Source organism: Nonomuraea sp. NPDC004186 (assembly GCF_053603495.1).
Genome location: NZ_JBSGFQ010000110.1, coordinates 1 through 17,468, shown reverse-complemented (window position 1 = coordinate 17,468; position 17,468 = coordinate 1). Strand labels below are relative to the sequence as shown.

Annotated in this window: 17 protein-coding genes; 8 read left to right on the top strand and 9 right to left on the bottom strand. The window is 70.9% G+C overall.

The features are described 5' to 3' along the window. Positions 1-19: 19 nt before the first annotated feature. Together ACWEPL_RS51930 and ACWEPL_RS51925 are read right to left on the bottom strand one after the other, a co-directional pair. A complete protein-coding gene (locus ACWEPL_RS51930) occupies positions 20-691 on the bottom strand; it encodes a ribonuclease HII (protein WP_350724047.1) in 672 nt (223 codons plus the stop codon). Between the two features lie 67 nt (positions 692-758). After that, positions 759-1,736, bottom strand: coding sequence for a LysR family transcriptional regulator (locus tag ACWEPL_RS51925; protein WP_350724049.1), 978 nt, complete (start codon positions 1,734-1,736; stop codon positions 759-761). A 79-nt stretch (positions 1,737-1,815) separates the two neighbouring features. Here ACWEPL_RS51925 and ACWEPL_RS51920 point away from each other — a divergent pair, with 79 nt between their 5' ends. The 3 genes from ACWEPL_RS51920 to ACWEPL_RS51910 all read left to right on the top strand — a co-directional run bounded on the left by ACWEPL_RS51920 (position 1,816) and on the right by ACWEPL_RS51910 (position 7,144). Continuing rightward, on the top strand, positions 1,816-3,102 hold the full coding sequence (locus tag ACWEPL_RS51920; protein ID WP_452440781.1) for a pyridoxal phosphate-dependent aminotransferase: 1,287 nt from the start codon (positions 1,816-1,818) through the stop codon (positions 3,100-3,102). Between the two features lie 141 nt (positions 3,103-3,243). After that, positions 3,244-3,888 (top strand): GNAT family N-acetyltransferase, encoded by a 645-nt coding sequence (locus ACWEPL_RS51915; RefSeq protein WP_350724051.1) that lies wholly within the window; start codon positions 3,244-3,246, stop codon positions 3,886-3,888. A 256-nt stretch (positions 3,889-4,144) separates the two neighbouring features. Then, positions 4,145-7,144, top strand: coding sequence for an AfsR/SARP family transcriptional regulator (locus ACWEPL_RS51910; protein ID WP_452440779.1), 3,000 nt, complete (start codon positions 4,145-4,147; stop codon positions 7,142-7,144). A gap of 267 nt (positions 7,145-7,411) precedes the next feature. Here ACWEPL_RS51910 and ACWEPL_RS51905 read toward each other — a convergent pair whose 3' ends face one another. Next, positions 7,412-8,803: a DUF7059 domain-containing protein gene (locus ACWEPL_RS51905; RefSeq protein WP_363978981.1), complete on the bottom strand. Its 1,392-nt coding sequence runs from the start codon at positions 8,801-8,803 to the stop codon at positions 7,412-7,414. A 327-nt stretch (positions 8,804-9,130) separates the two neighbouring features. Between ACWEPL_RS51905 and ACWEPL_RS51900 the strand changes: the two genes are divergently transcribed. Next, a complete protein-coding gene (locus ACWEPL_RS51900) occupies positions 9,131-9,433 on the top strand; it encodes a hypothetical protein (protein WP_192788942.1) in 303 nt (100 codons plus the stop codon). Between the two features lie 13 nt (positions 9,434-9,446). Here ACWEPL_RS51900 and ACWEPL_RS51895 read toward each other — a convergent pair whose 3' ends face one another. The 3 genes from ACWEPL_RS51895 to ACWEPL_RS51885 form a co-directional block, all read right to left on the bottom strand. Next, entirely contained in the window at positions 9,447-10,406 is a 960-nt protein-coding gene (locus ACWEPL_RS51895) for an NAD(P)-dependent oxidoreductase (RefSeq protein WP_452440778.1), read from the bottom strand. A gap of 74 nt (positions 10,407-10,480) precedes the next feature. Continuing rightward, positions 10,481-11,071, bottom strand: coding sequence for a TetR/AcrR family transcriptional regulator (locus ACWEPL_RS51890; RefSeq protein WP_363978970.1), 591 nt, complete (start codon positions 11,069-11,071; stop codon positions 10,481-10,483). Next, the gene (locus tag ACWEPL_RS51885; protein ID WP_452440775.1) at positions 11,068-11,583 is read right to left on the bottom strand and encodes an N-acetyltransferase family protein; all 516 of its coding nucleotides are present in this window, start codon (positions 11,581-11,583) and stop codon (positions 11,068-11,070) included. The genes ACWEPL_RS51890 and ACWEPL_RS51885 overlap by 4 nt, the downstream gene beginning before the upstream one ends. A 58-nt stretch (positions 11,584-11,641) precedes the next feature. On the opposite strand from ACWEPL_RS51885, the gene ACWEPL_RS51880 reads away from it, so the two are divergent. From ACWEPL_RS51880 to ACWEPL_RS51865, 4 genes are all read left to right on the top strand, one after another. Further along, a complete protein-coding gene (locus ACWEPL_RS51880) occupies positions 11,642-12,109 on the top strand; it encodes a winged helix-turn-helix transcriptional regulator (RefSeq protein ID WP_452440774.1) in 468 nt (155 codons plus the stop codon). Between the two features lie 41 nt (positions 12,110-12,150). Further along, positions 12,151-12,936, top strand: a complete 786-nt coding sequence (locus ACWEPL_RS51875; protein ID WP_452440773.1) for an SURF1 family cytochrome oxidase biogenesis protein — start codon at positions 12,151-12,153, stop codon at positions 12,934-12,936. 10 nt (positions 12,937-12,946) lie between these two features. After that, positions 12,947-13,690, top strand: a complete 744-nt coding sequence (locus ACWEPL_RS51870) for a tyrosine-protein phosphatase (RefSeq protein ID WP_363978961.1) — start codon at positions 12,947-12,949, stop codon at positions 13,688-13,690. A gap of 163 nt (positions 13,691-13,853) precedes the next feature. Next, positions 13,854-15,050, top strand: a complete 1,197-nt coding sequence (locus ACWEPL_RS51865; protein ID WP_350724068.1) for an amidohydrolase family protein — start codon at positions 13,854-13,856, stop codon at positions 15,048-15,050. On the opposite strand, the gene ACWEPL_RS51860 is transcribed toward ACWEPL_RS51865, so the two are convergent. From ACWEPL_RS51860 to ACWEPL_RS51850, 3 genes are all read right to left on the bottom strand, one after another. After that, positions 15,047-15,400, bottom strand: coding sequence for a YkvA family protein (locus ACWEPL_RS51860; protein WP_350724070.1), 354 nt, complete (start codon positions 15,398-15,400; stop codon positions 15,047-15,049). The two genes, ACWEPL_RS51865 and ACWEPL_RS51860, sit on opposite strands and share 4 nt — an antisense overlap. A gap of 160 nt (positions 15,401-15,560) precedes the next feature. Next, the gene (locus ACWEPL_RS51855; protein ID WP_363978957.1) at positions 15,561-16,523 is read right to left on the bottom strand and encodes an LLM class F420-dependent oxidoreductase; all 963 of its coding nucleotides are present in this window, start codon (positions 16,521-16,523) and stop codon (positions 15,561-15,563) included. Positions 16,524-16,585: 62 nt separating this feature from the next. Continuing rightward, positions 16,586-17,254, bottom strand: a complete 669-nt coding sequence (locus ACWEPL_RS51850) for a TetR family transcriptional regulator (RefSeq protein WP_449897063.1) — start codon at positions 17,252-17,254, stop codon at positions 16,586-16,588. Between the last annotated feature and the right edge of the window lie 214 nt (positions 17,255-17,468).

Here is a 17,468-nt window from a genome sequence, read left to right as displayed (position 1 = left end):
GATGCCCGATGGTCCCCGCTCAGCCGAACAGGCTGGCCTGACCCTCTCCCACGAGCGGGTCCCGGTGGTGCTTGAGGTGCCGCCATCGAGGGAGGTCGTCCAGGTAGGACCACGAGAGCCGGTGGTGGGGCGTGGGGCCGAGCCGGGCCAGGGTCTCCTGGTGGAGGGGTGAGGGGTAGCCGGCGTTGTCGGCGAAGCCGTACTCCTCGCAGCCGATCGTCCCCATGTACGCGTCGCGCCGGACCTTGGCCAGGACGGACGCCGCCGCGACCGAGATGCTGGCCGCGTCGCCCTTGACCTCCAGGCGTACCGGCCAGGGCGGGCCGATGTAGTCGTGCTTGCCGTCGAGGATCACCGCGTCCGGGCGCACCGGCAGCGCCTCCAGCGCCCGCCTGGCGGCCCGGCGCAGGGCCTCGGTCATGCCCAGCTCGTCGATCTCCGTGTGGGTGGCCTCGCCGAAGCCGATGCCGGCCGCCCACGCGGTCAGCTCCTCGGCGAGCGGGGTGCGCCTGGCCGCCGAGACCTGCTTGGAGTCCGTGAGGCCGGACGGCGGCTCGGACAGGTCGGTGACGACGGCGCAGACCGTTACCGGTCCCGCCCACGCGCCACGGCCCACCTCGTCGATGCCCGCGACCGTGCGGGTGCTCGGCTGGGAGAGCAGGAGGTGCTCGATGTCGTACGTCGGCGCCATAACGGCAGACGCTATCGCCTCACCGGGCCGTTCACTGGGCCGTTCACTGGGCCGTTCACTGGGCCGTTCACTGGGCCGCCTCGTCATCTTCCAGCGGATCGCCGGGCGGGCGGCGGTCCGCCGGGCGTACCGGATCCAGGTCGGCGGCGAGGTAGCGGGCGGCCACGTGGATCGCGCGGAGCGTCACCGACACCGACGGCCGGTTGACGCTGGAGTTGCGGGCGACCGCGTGCACGTCGCGCCCCACCGGGTTTCCCGGGAACTGGCGCACCGCCAGCCCCCGCACCCCTGCCGCCAGCGCGAGCGCGGGCACGGCGGCGATGCCGATCCCCTTCGCCACCAGAGAAAGGATCGTTCCCAGCCCCTCGAACTCCCACGGCGTGGGCCGGGTCCCGCCCACGTCCACCAGGAGCCGGTCCACCGCCAGCCGGGACGGCTCCCCGTCGGGCGTCGCCATCCACGGCTCGTCGCGCAGCTCCCGCAGGTCCACCGGCACATCGGGGTCGGCCAGACGGTGCTTGCGCGGCACCACCAGCACCAGAGGGTCGCGCAGCAGCGGGAACACCCGCAGGCTCTCGTTGTCGCGAACCCGCCCGTACCAGTCGTCCACGAGCGCGATGTCCACCTCTCCCGACTGCACCTCGCGCATGCCCCGGCCCGACCTGCTCTGCCCCAGCCGGAGCGTCAGCTCGGTGTGGCGGCGCAGCGAGCGGGCGAGCGCCGGGGCGAACGCGACCGCGGCCGTCGGGAAGGCGGTGACCACGACCCGCCCCGCGGGTGTCCCCGCATGGGCGGACAGGTCCGACTCCGCCTCCTCGACCATGGACAGGATGCGCTCCGCGTGCGCCACCAGCCGCCGCCCCGCGTCGGTCAGCTCGGCACTGCGCGCGGTCCTGTCGATGAGGACCGTTCCGGTCTCACGTTCGAGCGCTACGAGTTGCTGCGACACGGCCGAAGGACTGTACCCCAGCGATGCCGCCGTCGCAGCGATACTTCCGCGACGAGCGAACTCGCAGATCAGGACCAAACGCCGCAATTCAAGCATCAGTCTTCCTTATGCCTACCCACGAAAAGCCTCGCTTGTGCTGATGCCTTCATCAAACCACCCTGGGAACGTGACAAACATGACCGTGACGTTGTCCGCCACTTTGGCGGCAAACGAGGACATCGACCGAAGACGGCGCGCCGGGGAGCGAGTGCTTCACCTGGCCTTCGGCGAGGCAGGGCTGCCCGTCCACCCGGCACTGCGCGACAGGCTGGCCGGCGCGGCCGAACGCAACGGCTACGGGCCGGTCGCGGGGGCATCCGAGCTCAGGACGGCGGCGGCGGGCTACTGGACACGACGCGGGCTCCCCACCGACCCCGGGCTCGTCGTCTGCGGGCCTGGCAGCAAGTCCCTGCTGTACGGCCTCCTCCTGGCGATCGGCGGGGACATCGTCCTGCCCATGCCCAGCTGGGTCAGCTACGCCGCCCAGGCGGAGCTGGTCGGCTCCCGCCCCATCCTGGTGCCCGCACCGCCAGGAGGGGGCGGAGTGCCCGACCCCGACCTCGTGGCCGGCGCGGTGCTCCGGGCCAGGGCCCAGGGCCGGACGGTCAACTCGCTGCTGGTGACGCTGCCCGACAACCCGACGGGCCGCCTGTCCGGTCCGGAGACCATCGCGCGGCTGGTGGAGATCGCCCGCGAGCTCGATCTGGTGATCATCTCGGACGAGATCTACCGCGACGTCGTGCACGACCCGGCCCTGCCGTTCACCTCCCCCGCCGACCTCGCCCCCGAGCGCACGATCATCACCACCGGGCTGAGCAAGAGCCTGGCGCTGGGCGGCTGGCGGATCGGCGTGGCCAGGCTGCCCGCGGGCAGCCACGCGCTGCACAGGAGCCTGCTCGCGGTGGCCAGCGAGATCTGGTCGGCGCCCGCCGCCCCGGTGCAGGAGGCGGCGGCGTACGCCTTCGACGAGCCCCAGGAGTTGCTGGCCCGCATCGAGCTCGCCCGGCGGCTGCACGGCACGGTCGCCAGGGCCGTCCACGAGAGGTTCACCGAGATCGGGGCCGACGTGCCCGCCCCGCAGGGCGGCTTCTACCTCTATCCCGATCTGAGCCACCTCCGGCTCGGCGGCTCCGCCGAGATCACCAAGATCCTGCTGGAGGAACACGGCATCGGTGTCCTGCCCGGACACGCCTTCGGCGACGACCCGGCGGCGGCCAGGGTGCGGGTCGCGGTGAGCCTCCTCTACGGCGAGACCGCCGAAGAGCGACTGACCGCTCTGAACAGCCCGAACCCCCTCCAACTCCCCTGGATCGCCGACAATCTGGACTATCTTTCGAAGGGTCTGAACGAGCTGGCCTCGGTGTCGCACGAAGCGGTGCGTGAACGGCGTCCCGCGCTCGTCCCGACGCCATGTCACAGTTAGGCGAATCTTTCCCCAAGAGCGGGTTTACCATCGCTCAAAAGGGGCCGCTGACCTGCAGGAACACCCTGTCTGCAGAAAGCTGCAAAAGATCTTCCTAACTGCATGGTTACGTGCGCCCCCGCTTCCCCTCATCATGTGCTCATGCCCGCTCTTGTCACCTTGTCCGGGCGCTCCGTGCGCCTGGAACCTCTCAGCCTCGCGGCGATCGACGACCTCGTCGCCGCGGCGAGTGAAGACCGTTGCACTTACGCCTTCACTCGCGTCCCGGAAAGCCGGGACGAGATGGTCTCCTATGTGGAGGCCGCCATGGCTGAGCAGGCGGAGGGCCGCTCCATGCCCTTCGCCATCCGGTGGCTGAACACCGACCGCGTGGTCGGTGCCACCCGTCTCATGCACCTGGAGTACTGGCAGGGCCCCATGCCCTGGCCTCCGGGTACACGGGGTGCGGTGGGCGAGATCCCGTCCGTGGCGGACATCGGTTACACCTGGCTGGCCGCCAGTGCCCAGGGCACGGGTGTCAACCGTGAGAGCAAGTTCCTGATGCTCTCGCTCGCCTTCGAGACATGGAACGTCCACCGCATCACCCTCAAAGCAGATGTACGTAACACCAAGTCCCGGGCCGCCATCGAGGCCCTCGGCGCACACTTCGACGGGGTGCGGCGAGCGGATAGCCGAGGCGCCGACAACACGGTCCGAGATACCGCGTTCTACTCGATCCTGAGCTCCGAATGGCCGCTCGTACGCGAGCGGCTCGCCCTGCGGCTCGGACTGGTCGAGGCGGCCTGAGAACCTGTCCACCACGGCCCCGCCCCAAGAAAGTTTGGGCGGGGCCGTATTTTTTCCTGCCTACGCGTGCTCTACATGACACGCCCCCGCGGTGTGAATCATGCCTAGCCGACCATCAGCATCCAGGGGCACGCTCAACACCGGATCAAAGACGGATCAACGGCACATTTAACGATCAGTCCGGAGTCTAGGTGACAAAGGACGTTGGATCTATCATTTGGTAACAAAACGATCCATTGGCTGGGAGACATTCGGCATGGCTGGTCAGAGCGTCGAGGGCGGGCTGAGGTTCGCCGTGCTCGGTCCTGTCCGCGCCTGGCGTGACGGCCAGGAGCTCGATCTGGGCACTCCGCTGCAGCGTTCCATCCTGGGCATGCTGCTGCTGCGTGAAGGCCATGCGGTCACCCCCAACGAGATGATCGACGCGGTCTGGGGCGAGGACGCGCCCCCGCGGGCCCTGGGCGCCCTGCGCACCTACGTCTCCCGCCTGCGTACGGTGCTGGAGCCGGACCGGCCCGCCCGTTCCCGCCCGGAGCTGCTGACGTCCATCGGGAGGGGTTACGCGCTGCGGCTGCCCGACGGCTCGCTCGACCTGGTCCGCTTCGAACGCGGCGTCCAGGACTCCGAGAGCGCGCGCAAGGGCGGTCGGCTGCGCGAGGCCGCCGAAGGGCTGCGCGAGGCGCTGTCGCTCTTCGAGGGCGAGCCGCTGGCCGGGACCGTCGGCCCCTACTCCGAGCACCAGCGCGACCGGCTGGTCGAGCGCCGCATCAGCGTCGTCGAGACGCTCATGGACGTGGACCTGGAGCTGGGCGACCACGCGAAGGTCGTCTCCGAGCTGATCGCGCTGACCGCCGACCACCCGCTGCGCGAGAAGCTGCGCGCCCAGCTGATGCTGGCCTACTACCGGTGCGGGCGGCAGGGCGACGCCCTCAACGTGTTCACCGAGACGCGCGAGGCCCTCGTCGAGGAGCTCGGCATCGAGCCGGGCCCCGAGCTGACCGCGCTGCACCAGCGCATCCTGGCCGCCGACCCCACGCTGGCCGCCGCCGAGGTGCCCGCCGAGGAGCCGGTGGAGGAGCCGGAGCAGCGCCAGGCCCCGCAGTTGCCGCGCCCCGCGCAGCTCCCCGCCGCCGTCAACGACTTCACCGGCCGCAAGGAGGTCGCCGTACGGCTCCGCACGCTGCTGTCGGCCCAGTCGTCGGCGCAGTCGTCGGCCGAGGGCGTGCCCGTGATCGCGGTCTCCGGCATCGGCGGCGTGGGCAAGACCGCGCTGGCCGTGCACGTCGCGCACCTGGCCGAGGACCTGTTCCCCGACGGCCAGCTCTATGCCGACCTGCGCGGCTACACCGACGAGGCGACCGTGCCCGAGTCGGCGCTCGGCGGGTTCCTGCGGGCGCTCGGCATCCCGCCGGACATCGTCCCGGACGGGCTGCCGGAACGCGCCGCGCTCTACAGGTCGATCCTCGCCGACCGCCGCATCCTCGTGCTGCTCGACAACGCCCGCGACGCCGAGCAGGTCAGCCAGCTGCTGCCGGGTTCGCCCGGGTGCGCGGCCATCGTGACGAGCCGCGGCAAGCTGGCCGACCTGCCCTCCGCACGGCTCATCGACCTCGACGTGATGGAGCCGGGCGAGGCGCTGTCGCTGTTCGCGTCGGTGGCCGGGGCCGAGCGCGTGTCGGCCGAGCACGGCGCGGCCATGGACGTGGTGGCCGCCTGCGGGTTCCTGCCGCTGGCGGTGCGCATCGTGGCCGCCAGGCTGGCCGCGCGCCCCTCCTGGACGGTCGCCTCGCTCGTGCCCAGGCTGGCCGACGAGCAGCGCCGCCTCGACGAGCTGCGCGTGGGCAACCTGGCCGTCGAGGCCACGTTCGCGCTCGGGTACGGCCAGCTCGCGCCGGCCCAGGCGCGTGCCTTCCGCCTGCTCTCGCTGTCCAAGGGGCCCGACATCTCCACGGGGGCGGCGGCCGCCGTGCTGTCGGTGAGCCAGTTCGAGGCGGAGTCCGTACTGGAGTCCCTTGTGGACGCGAGCCTGCTCGAGGCGCCCGCTCCAGGCCGCTACCGCTTCCACGACCTGCTCAAGCTGTTCGCCAGGCGCCAGCTGGACAAGACCGAGCCGCCCGAGGCCAAGGCGCGGGCGCTGCACCGGTTGCTCGGCTTCTACCTGGCCTCGGCCCAGTCCGCGCACAGCCTGGCCTACGAGGGCAGCATGATCCCGGCCAACATCGTGACGATCAGCGAGGGGCTGTCGTTCACCAGCGTGGACGAGGCCGTGGCCTGGCTGATCGCCGAGGGCGACTCGCTGTTCGCGGCCATCAACCAGGCCGCCGCGTCGGCCGTCGCCGGCGAGCAGTTGCTGCCCGCCGGAGACCTGCTGGTGGCGATGGAGCCGCTGCTGGAGGCGGGCACCCACACGCGGGAGTTCGCCCAGGGCACGCGCGCCGTGCTGAGCGCCGCGCAGCGGCTCGGCGACCAGGGCAGCGAGCTGCGCAGCCGGTACGTGCTCGGCCGGGTGCTGTTCGCCGACAACCAGCTGAAGGCGGCCGAGGGCCACTTCAGGGTCGTCCACGAGCTGTCCACGGCCCGCGGCGAGAAGATCGTCACCGGCGAGGTGCTGAACGCCCTGGCCGTCGTCGTCGGCAGGCAGCGCCGCCACATCGAGGCGCTGGAGCTGTTCGACGCGGCGATGCGGTTCTACCGGGCGAACGACGTGCCGGCCGGCGAGGCGCTGGTGCTCAGCTACTCGGCCCGCGACCACCTGGGGCTCGGCCGGCCCGCGGACGCGATCGCGGCGGCGGAGAAGGGCCTGGCCCTGTTCACCGAGATCGGCAGCGGCGCCGGGACCGCCCGCGCCCGCTACCACCTCGGCATCGTGCTGTCCCGGGTCGGCCGGCTCACCGAGGCCGTCCACCACCACGCCGAGTGCCTGGCCTTCTTCCGGGCCAGCAAGCAGCGCGTCTGGGAGCAGCGGGTCTGCTCCCGGCTGGCCGAGACGTTCATCGCCGCCGGACGCCACCCCGAGGCCGTGCGCCACGCGGAGCAGGCGCTGGTGGTCTCCCGCGAGATCGGCCACCCGTACGGCGAGGCGCTGTCGCTCACGGTGCTCGGCAAGGCGCTGCGCGGTCTGGGCAGCACGACCAGGAGCCTGGAATGCCTACGGCAGGCGTTCGAGATCTTCTCCCGGCTCGGCGCCCCCGAGGCCGGGGACCTCAAGGCCCTGATCGAGGCCATCCCCGCCGAAGGGGCCGTCGTCGAGTCCTGAGTACAGCTCATCGTCCAGACGTGTCATCCACACATGGTTGATCAAGGCTGTCCTTAGGCCGTCACGAATATGTCGTGATGCAGCCCGGCCGGTCATCTGTCGCCACCACGCGTCGCTAGGGGGCCCGGTTATCCGGATGCTCCGCGTAGTGGCTAGCCGCCTCACCTTAGACGACCGGCCGGACCTGACACGGCCCTCGAACCCCCCGGGGTCCGTGTCTTGGCCATGAGCCTCCACCCCAGCGCTCAACGTCCAATTGACGGGCGATTAAAGCAGGAAGTAACCCTCCGCGATCAGCGGCCTGACCGCGTCGGAGTCGAGGATCTCACCGTCGCCGACCAGCTCGGCGATCACGTTGAGCAGGGGGCCGAGCGCCAGCTCGCCGTCGCAGACTCCGGCCAGCGCGGCCTCCACCGTGCCGACCTCCCTGCTGCGGCGCAGGCCCTGCGTCTGGCGCAGCACGATGCGGATGGGGTCCTCCGCGCCCGGCAGGCCGATGCGCTCGTCGAGCAGGCCGTCCGCGGTGCGCAGGAGCGCGGTGTCCAGGTCCTTGACGCGGTGCGCGGTGGCGATGGCGTCGAGCACGGAGTCCACGTAGTCGCCGACCGGGAGCGAGACCAGGTGGTCCAGGTGCTCGACGCGGACGACCGGGTCGAGCGTGCCGGAGTTGCGCATGGTGATCCAGCCGAACCCGATGCCCTCGACCTTCCGCTCGTCGAACCAGGCCAGCCAGCGGTCGTAGTGCTCGGCGTACGCCTTCGTGCCCTGCTCGGCGGCGTCCCTGAGCCAGAGCTCGACGTACTCGGCCGGGTCCTGCACGTCGCGCTGGACCACCCAGGCGTCGCAGCCGGTCTCGCGCAGCCAGCCGCCCACGCGGTCGTGCCAGTCCTCGCCCTCGACGTGCAGCCAGTTGGCCAGGAAGTGGGCCTGGCCGCCGGGGTTGAGGTGGCCGGGCGTGCGGCGTACGAGGTCGCGGCAGAAGCCGTCGCCGCCGGCCTCGCGGTAGGTCAGGCCGCCCCCGGGGCCGATGACGAACGGGGGGTTGCTCACGATCAGGTCGAACAGCTCGTCCTCGACCGGCTCGAACATCGACCCCGTACGTGCCTCCACGCCGGAGATGCCGGACAGCTCCCAGCTCAGCCTGGCCAGCTCCACGGCCCGCGGGTTCACGTCGGTGGCCACGATGTGCTCGGCCCGCCCGGCCAGGTGCAAGACCTGCACGCCGCAGCCGGTGCCGAGGTCGAGCGCGCGCCCCACCGGGCGGCGGGTGGCGAGCTGGGCCAGGTTGGCCGAGGCGCCGCCGGCCCCGACCACGTGGTCAGGACGCAGCGCCGGGTCGCCGGGGCGCACCTTGCGGTCGGAGACGAGGTAGCCGCCGGTCTCCCAGGGCTGCAGGTGCACGGTCGCGCTCACCTGGTCGCCGTCGGCCCTGACCAGCCCCGAGTCGAGGACCTCCGGGGCGAGGGACGCGGCGGGGACGGGAACGCCCAGCCACCACAGCCTGATCGACGCCGCCAGCGGATCGAGGTCGGCGGTGGCGCGCAGGGCCGGCACCAGCTCCTCCCTGGCCAGGGCCGAGGCCGCCATGCTGCCCAGCCGCTCACGTACGCCGTCGATCGTGTAGTCGGTCTCCAGGAGGTGATGGCGCAGTCGTTCCACAAGTCCATCCTTTCACCACGGACACTCCCGCATGGCCCGATACCATCGGCGCTCGCACTGTTTCCGGATACTGCGCCGATGGTCGCACTCGCACGGGGCTCCGCTGGTCACGCAAGCTACCGCTCTCCGCCCCAGGCTCGTCGCTCTGAGCCGATGGTCGCACTCGCACGGGGCTCCGCTGGTCACGCAAGCTACCGCTCTCCGCCCCAGGCTCGTCGCTCCGTGTGCTCATACTGTTACTTAGACACCCAAGCGTTCTGCAAGCGGCGGACAAGTAGTGAGCGGTATCTCTAGGGAAGTCGCCATGTCGCCCCGAGGAGCGGACCCATGCTGATCCCTTGCTTGGCCTGCGAGTCCCGGTTCGGACCTGACGAATACTTCCGCGCCTGCTCCGACTACAACCGCGGCATGGACCTGGTGTCTTGGACGTGCCCGCGCTGCGGCAACCGCGACGACCTGCGGGTGCTGCCCGGCGAGCTGGGGTTCGGCTATCCGCATCGGGGCAGGTTCGACGTGCACGACCGGGTCCGCGTGCCCGGCCTGCGCAGGCACCGCGGCGACCTGCGGCTGGACATCTCGCTCGACCGGGCGAGCTGGCGCGTCCACACCCGCCTCCGCCAGCCCGCATAGCGGCCCAGGCGGATCAGGCGAACGGCAGGGCGGGCACGCAGGCGTGGGCGGGCCGCTCGCCGCGCAGCAGCCGGGCGATGTCCTCCACCAGCATCCCGGCCAGCTCCTCCCGGCTCTCCCCCGTGGCCTCGCCCAGGCGGGGCGTCAGCACCACGTTCGGCAGGCGCGTCAGGGGGTGGGCCGGATCGAGCCACTCGCCCTCGAAGTGGTCGAGCCCCGCGCCGCCCACCTGGCCCTGGCGCAGCGCGTCGACCAGCGCCGTCAGGTCGTGCAGCGCGCCGCGCGAGGTGTTGAGGTAGATGGAGCCCGGCCGCATCGCGCCGAACTCGGGGTAGCCGAAGAAGCCCCGCGTCTCCCCGGTCAGCGGCACGTGCAGCGACACCACGTCCGCCTCCGCCAGCAGGGCGGGCAGGGTGTGGGTGGCCTCGGGGACGAACGGATCGCAGGTGATCACCCGCATCCCCAGGCCCTCGCAGCGCCAGCGCACGGCCCTGCCGGCGCGGCCCAGGCCCACGATGCCGAGCGTCCTGCCGCTCAGCCGCCTGCCGCGGTGGCGCTGGGCGGGCGGCACCTTGCCGACGCGCCCCTGGCGCACCTCCCGGTCCGCGGCCACGATGTTGCGGCTGACGGCGAACATCAGCGCGAGCGTGAGCTCGGCCACCGACTCGGGGTCGCGGTCGGCGGCGTGCAGGACGGTCACCCCGTACTCGGCGGCCAGCGTCAGGTCCACGCTGGTGGTCGGGCCCATGACGGCCACCACGTCGAGGGGCAGGGCGAGCACCGACGTGCGAACCTGGTCGCCGTCGGTGATGAGCACGGTCGCGCCGGTCTCGATGACCAGGTCGGCGAGCTGCTCGTCGGTGAAGCCGAGGCTGGGACGCGCGGGAACCTCGGCCAGGTCGGCTACCTCGCCCAAGCGGGCGAGCGCGCTCTCCGGCATAGCGGGCAGTGCCAGCGCCCGAGGTCGAGTCACAAGTGGACAATAACACCACAGACGGTGCCCGGATCATCGCTCCCCGCGCTGGTCAGGCCCCTTGCGGGGGCCTGTCATTGCTGGCGGAGGCTCTGCCAGGCGGCGGCGCCCAGCCCCTTGATTTCCTCTTCCGTAGGCGTGTGGGCGCCCGCGAACCACAGGCGGCACATCTCCTGCGCGGGCCCCAGCCACAGCACGTAGCACATGGTCGGGTGGACGGGCTGGAGCAGGCCGTTCTTCATGTGCGGCCGCCACCAGTCGGAGACCTGGCGGAAGAACCCGCGCCGGGCCTCGGCCACCTCCGCGCCGCCCGGCTCGTGCTTGCGCGGCGGTCGCTCGCTGACCAGCAGCCTGGCCCTCTCCGGGTGCTCGCCGGCCCACCGCATGTGGAAGGCCACGACGGCCTCGATGCCGTCGCGGGCCTCCTCGTGGCTGACCAGCTCGGCGAGGAAGGCGGCCTGGTAGGCGGTCAGGATCTCCGCGTACAGCACGCCGAAGACATGCTCTTTGCTGGCGAAGTGGTGGTAGAAGCTGCCGACGCTGACGCCGCTCTCCTCGCGGAGGCTGGCCAGCGTGGTGGCCGAGACCCCGTCCTGACTGAAGCGGCGGAGGGCACCCTCGATGATGCGGGTACGGCCGTCGCGTCCGTTCTTGGCACTCTTCACGCTGTCAATGGTGTGCCAACAGAACCTTGTTCCGCAAATAGGCCGAGTGGATCGATCATAGCGGTCACCTCCACCGATCCGGAAGTCACCTTCATCTCGGCGTCCGGCCAGAGCCTGCGGACGAGTCTCAGGACGCGCCGGTTCTCCCCCAGCACGTCCATGCCCACGGTCCGCGCACCTCGTACGGAGGCCCTGAGCAGCAGCACGTCGATCAGCCTGGGCCCGATCCCCCGGCCCTGCCACTGGTCGGCCACGACCACGGCGACCTCCACGTCGGCGCAGCCGCCCCTGAAGCTCATGGCGTGGCCGACGATCTCGCCGCCCTCGGTGATCGCGACGAGCGCGTCGCGGCGCTCGTCCAGCGCGAGCAGCGTGCGCACCAGCCCCGCGGCGGGACTGCTGACGCCGGTGAAGAAGCGGAGCGTCTGCGTGTGGAGCGACAGCCCCGCCAGGAAGCGTCTGATCCGTTCCTCGTCGTCCGGGCGCGCGGGGCGGATCTGGGTTCCCTGCATAGACTCAGCCTGCCCGCGAGCGCTGAGTCTGTCAAATGAACTCAGATATAATGTGGCAATGAACGTTCCCTTCCGGGTGGACAACTGCTCGATCGAGCGCACCCTGGACATCGTCGGGGAGAAGTGGACCTTCCTGGTGCTGCGCGAGGCGTTCAACGGCGTGCGGAGGTTCGCCGACATGCAGGCGATCACCGGCGCCCCCCGCCAGGTGCTCAGCGCCCGGCTCGCCCGGCTGGTCGACGAGGGCCTGCTGCGCAAGGAGCCCTACCGCGAGCCCGGCCAGCGGCAGCGCGACGAATACCGGCTCACGGACAAGGGCCGCGACCTCTATCCCCTCCTGGTCGCGCTCATGCACTGGGGTGACAAATACCTGGCGGACGAGGACGGGCCGGCGGTGCTGCTGACCCACCGCGACTGCGGGGCCCCCATCGAGCAGCGTTTCCGGTGCGCGGACGGCCACGAGGTGAGCGGGCCGCGCGAGGTGACCGCGGTGCCCGGGTCGGGGGCCCAGCTCAGAAGCGCCTAGGCGCGTGAGGGGGCACCCCCTCCGGTGCCTACCCTTGAAGCGTGTACCGGTTCCTGCTGACGCCCCGATGGCTCGCGCTCCACGTGGTGGTGCTGCTGGTCATCCCCGCCTTCGTGTTCCTCGGGCGGTGGCAGTTCGGGCGCTTCGAGGAGCGCTCGGCCAACAGCGAGCGGGTCACGGCCAACATCGAGGCCGCGCCGGTGCCGCTGGAGCGGCTGGCGGTCCCGGGGCGGCAGGTCCGCGCGGACGACCGGTTCAGGAAGGTCACGGTCTCGGGCACGTACGACCCGTCCCATGCCCTCCTCGTACGCAGGCGACCCCAGGAGGGCCAGAACGGCTTCTACGTCCTGACGCCCCTCGTCACCGGCAACGGCACCGCGGTGATCGTCAACAGGGGCTGGGTCAAGGCCGGCGCCACCGCCGACGCCACGCCCGAGGTGCCCGCTCCGCCCACAGGACAGGTAAATGTCACCGGGCGGCTACGGCTCAGCGAGACCGAGGACTCCAGCGGCATCCGGGAGCGCGCCGGGCTGCCGGCCGGGCAGGTCCTGCTGATCAACGCCGACAAGATCGGCAAGGGGCTGCCGTACCGGCTGGTGGGCGGCTACGTGGAGCTGACCGAGCAGACGCCCCCGCCTGCCACGGCGCCGGCCCCGGTGCCCGAGCCTGACGTGGGCGCGGGAGGCGGACTCAACCTGGCCTACGGGGTCCAGTGGTGGCTGTTCATCGGCATCGCCCTGGCCGGCTGGGTCCTGCTGATCCGCCGCGAGGTGGCCGAGCGGAAGGCCGGCGATTCGTCCAAGGAGTCCGTCACCGCCGCCAATTAAGGTGTTGAGCGTGATCCGCCACATTGAGTTCGCCAACATCTTCAACTTCCGCGACGTAGGTGGATATGTCGCCCATGACGGGCGCACGGTCCAATGGCAGCGGCTCTACCGGGCCGACGCGCTCGGCTGGCTGGCCGGAGACGATCTCAGGATCTTCCGCGAGCTGCGCGTGCGTACGGTCATCGACCTGCGGCATGCGTACGAGATCGAGAAGGGGGGCCGCGTCCCGGACGCCGAGGGGCAGTACTACCAGAACCTGCCCATCGAGGGGCGCCGCTGGGACATCACGGCCTACAAGGAGGAGAGCGGGGTCGGGCGATACCTCGCCGACCGCTACCTGGAGACGACCGAGGACGGCGTCGAGAACCTCAGGACCGCCCTGGAGACGATCGCGCGGGCCGACAACGCCCCTGTGGTGATCCACTGCGCGGCCGGCAAGGACCGCACCGGGGTGCTCGCCGCGCTCGTCCTGTCACTGGCGGGCGTGGGCGAGGACGACATCGTGGCGGACTACGCGCTCACCGGGCTGGCCACCGAGCGGTTCGTCGCCAGCTGGCGCAGCAGGCACCCCGACGCGCCCATGTGGCCGGGGTTCGGCCTGGCGCCCGCGGAGGCCATGCGTCTCTTCCTCGGCGACCTGACGGCGCGGCACGGCTCGATCGAGACGTATGTCACACAAGTCCTGAACATTTCCCCGGCCACCATTTCCGAATTACGCGGCCACCTGCTGACTGAACCGGACTCCGAGGGGTAGTGGCAGGCCGGGTCCCACCTGCTGCGTCCAGGTGAGCGGCCCATCCCTGGCCTGGGACCGCCCGTCGGCCCCCCTCCTGGCGGTCCCGGGTCGAAGATCTCGGATACCCAACGGATACGTCGCAGCTTGTTCGACGTTATCCCGCCGTCGTACGGTTACCTGCGTGACTACGCCGCTGCTCCCCGACCCTGACCCGAGGCGGCGCGACTACGTGATCATCTCCGCCGACGATCACCTGATCGAGCCTCCCGACCTGTTCGAAGGGCGGCTGCCGGAGAAATATGCCGATGTCGCGCCCAAGGTCGTGGATACGGAGGCGGGCCACCAGGTCTGGCGCTACGGCGGGGCGACATACCCGTGCGCCGGCATCGACGTGGGCGCCGGGCTGCCCCGCGAGCAGCGCACGCTCGACCCCATCAGGTTCGAGAACATGCGCCCCGGCTGCCACGACATCGAGGCCCGCGTCGAGGACATGGACCTGGCGGGCATCTGGGCCGCGCTGTGCTTCCCCGGCATGCTGGCCGGGCAGTCCGGCATGCCGTTCGCCAGGACCCGTGACCAGGAGCTCGGTCTGGCCCTGGTCAAGGCGTGGAACGACTGGCACATCGACGTCTGGGCCGGCACCTACCCCGAGCGCATCATCGGCCTGCAGCTCCCGTGGCTGCCCGATCCCGATGTGGCCGCCAAGGAGATCCGCGCCAACGCCGCCCGCGGCTTCAAGGCCGTGGTCTTTCCCGAGTTCCCGACCCGGCTGCGGCTGCCGTCGATCCACTCCGGCCACTGGGACCCGTTCTTCGCCGCCTGCGAGGAGACCGGCACGGTGGTCGCCCTGCACACGGGCGACTCGTCGTGGTCCCCGGTGCCCTCGCCCGACACGCCCATCGAGGCCATCACCACGCTGATGCCGACCAGCGCGATGTTCGCCTGCGCCGACTGGCTCTGGTCGGGCGTGCCGCTGCGCTTCCCCTCGCTGCGCCTCCTCATCGTCGAGGGCGGCGTGGGCTGGCTGCCCATGCTGGCCGAGCGCGCCGACTACGCCCTCGACCACCCGGTCGCGAGCGAGGCGTCGTGGGAGGGCGGGCTCAAGCCCAGCGAGGTGCTGCGCCGCAACTTCTTCTTCGGCACGCTCGACGACCACGCGCTGTCCGGCGTGCGGCTCGCGGTCGGGCTCGACCACGTGCTGCAGGAGAGCGGCTATCCGCACTCCGACTCGACCTGGCCCGACACGCAGAAGTCCGTGGCGCGCAATCTCGGAACGCTCCCGCCCGCCGACATCGCGAGGGTCGCCTACGGCAACGCCGCCCGCCTCTTCGGCCACCCGCTGCCCTCGCGCGCCTGGCTGCGGATGGAGGAGATCTAACCCTCTTCCTCGACCAGCCTGGCCTGGATGACGTTGCGCTCGTGCTCGACGTAGCGGCCGCTCTCGCCGAGCAGCGTCGCGGCGAGCCACAGGAACACGCCGAAGTCGTCGACCACGCCGACCATCACCAGGAAGTCGGGCACCACGTCGACGGGTGACAGGATGTAGACCACGCCGAGTCCGAGCATGGCGAGCTTGCTCTTGCCCATGCCCGCGTACTGTCCGCGCATGACCGCGCCGACCATCCGCGGGATCGCCCGGACCCTGGTCATCAGGCCGGGCGACCCCGGCTTGGTCACGTCGCGGTAAGTCCGCCAGGCCGCCGCTGCCCGTGCTGCCTTCGCCATCATGAGGAACCCCCTACCCCCGGCTTCTCACGACATAACGCGTCGGGACCGCCACGAGTTCCTGGCCTGCTCCCAGAAGGGGTCAGCGCAGCGCCGCGTGCTCGAACGGCCCGGCCACCGAGACGTCGTTCGCGTCCAGCCTCAGCACGTCGTGCATGGCCCCCTACAACCCTCGTGGGGCCAGGGCGCGCACGGCCTGCTCTATGGAGATCTCACCGCCCGGGACGGGCGCGAGGACAGGGGTGTCGAGGCCGTTGTCCACGTACTCCTGGATCCTGGCCCGGCAGGTCGCCGCGTCGCCGTGCACGATCAGGGCGTCGACCACCTCGTCGGGGATCGCCTTGAGCGCCGCCTGGCGGTCGCCGGCCTGCCACGCCTCGTGCATGGGCCGCAGCACCTCGCCCCGGCCCAGCCAGTCGTGGAAGGCGGCGTACACCGGGACGGTCAGGTAGGTGGCCAGCATCCACCTGGCCATCTCGCGCACGCGGTCGACGTCCTCGCTGACGCAGACGAACAGGCGGGCGATCAGCTCGGTGCCCTCCCCGATCTCGGCGCGCACCTTGCGCACGTCGTCGGGCGAGAGCCAGTTGGTGATCGCGCCGTCGGCCTCCGCCGCGGCCAGGTGGAGCATCCTGGGCCGCAGCGCGGCCAGCACGATCTTCGGCGGGAGCTCGGGGGCCCGCTCCAGCTTGAACCCCTTGATCTCGAACGTCTCGTACGTCTCCGAGACCTTCTCCCCGGCCAGCGCCTTCTTCAGGAAGCGCAGCGTGTCGCGCGTGCGCGCGTAGGGCTTGTCGAACCGCCCGGCGTTCCACCGCTCGACGATCGCCGGCGACGAGGCGCCGATGCCCAGCACGAACCGCTCAGGCGCCAGGTCGGCCAGCGTGGCCGCGGACATGGCCAGCAGCCCCGGGCCGCGCGTCGAGACGGGCACGATGGCGCTGCCCAGCCTGATCCCCGGCGCCCACTGCGCGGCCATCGCCAGCGGCACGAACCCGTCGGCCCCGTTGACCTCGGCGGACCACGCGTCGGTGTAGCCCAGCTCGGGCAGCTCCGCGATCAGCTCCTGCGACTTCGACAGCGGGCGATCGTAGAAGGGGATGGTCATGCCCCAGTTGCGACTCATTCACGGCCTCCAAGCGCGTCCGCAGCGGCCGCTCCACCCTACCAACCGACCGGTATGGCGTCCTAGGCCCGCAACTCGTGGACCGCCGCGATGAAGTCCTTCGTGATCCCCCTCAACCCGGGCAGATGCGACAGCCCGACCAGCCGGTCCACCAGCGGCACCGTCACCTCGATCAGCCGGTACGTACGCGCGCAGCCCGGCGAGGTGTCGTGCACCCAGAACAGCACCATTCCCATGGACAGCAGCCAGAGCAGCTCGGGCAGCTCCTCACGCAGCTCGGCGTTCATGCGGTCCCGCGACCCCTCGACGACCTGGCGGTAGATCTCGATGGAGGCCTCACGGGCCGGGGACGACTGCTTGCTGAACGGGCTCAGCGGGTTGGTGGGCTCGGCCGCGTGCTTGAAGAACTTCACGGCGAACTCGTGGTAAGGCTCGGAGACGCGTACCCACTCGCGTAGCACCCCGCTCAGCCTGGCCGCGAACGACGTCTCGGTGGCCAGGAACTCCCTGCAGGCCGCCTCGTGCTCGGCCTGGGCGCGGTCGTAGTACGCCTGGATCAACGCCTCCTTGCTCTCGAAGTAGTAGTAGGCGTTGCCCACGGACACCCCGGCCTCGGCGGCGATGGCACGCATCGTGGTCGCGTCGAAACCGCGCTCCCTGAACAACCGCAATGCCGTCTCGACGATGACGTCTCGGGTGCTCTCCGATCCTCGGTTTCGGGCTTCGGACACGTTCGTCACTTTACGTCGTGATCGGGCGTCGGGCAGAAAACCCGCTCATCAGGCTGCTGTCCCTCTGTTGTGTCTGGTCAGGGCCATAGCAGCAGTCCAACCTAGCAGGTTTTGCAGTCCAAGGTCATGTAGCCGCACGGTGATCACCGCCACAAGGCAAAGTTGCACCTGCGGCATGAGTTATCTCCTGCGAATGGTGGGATTGTCGTTTCAG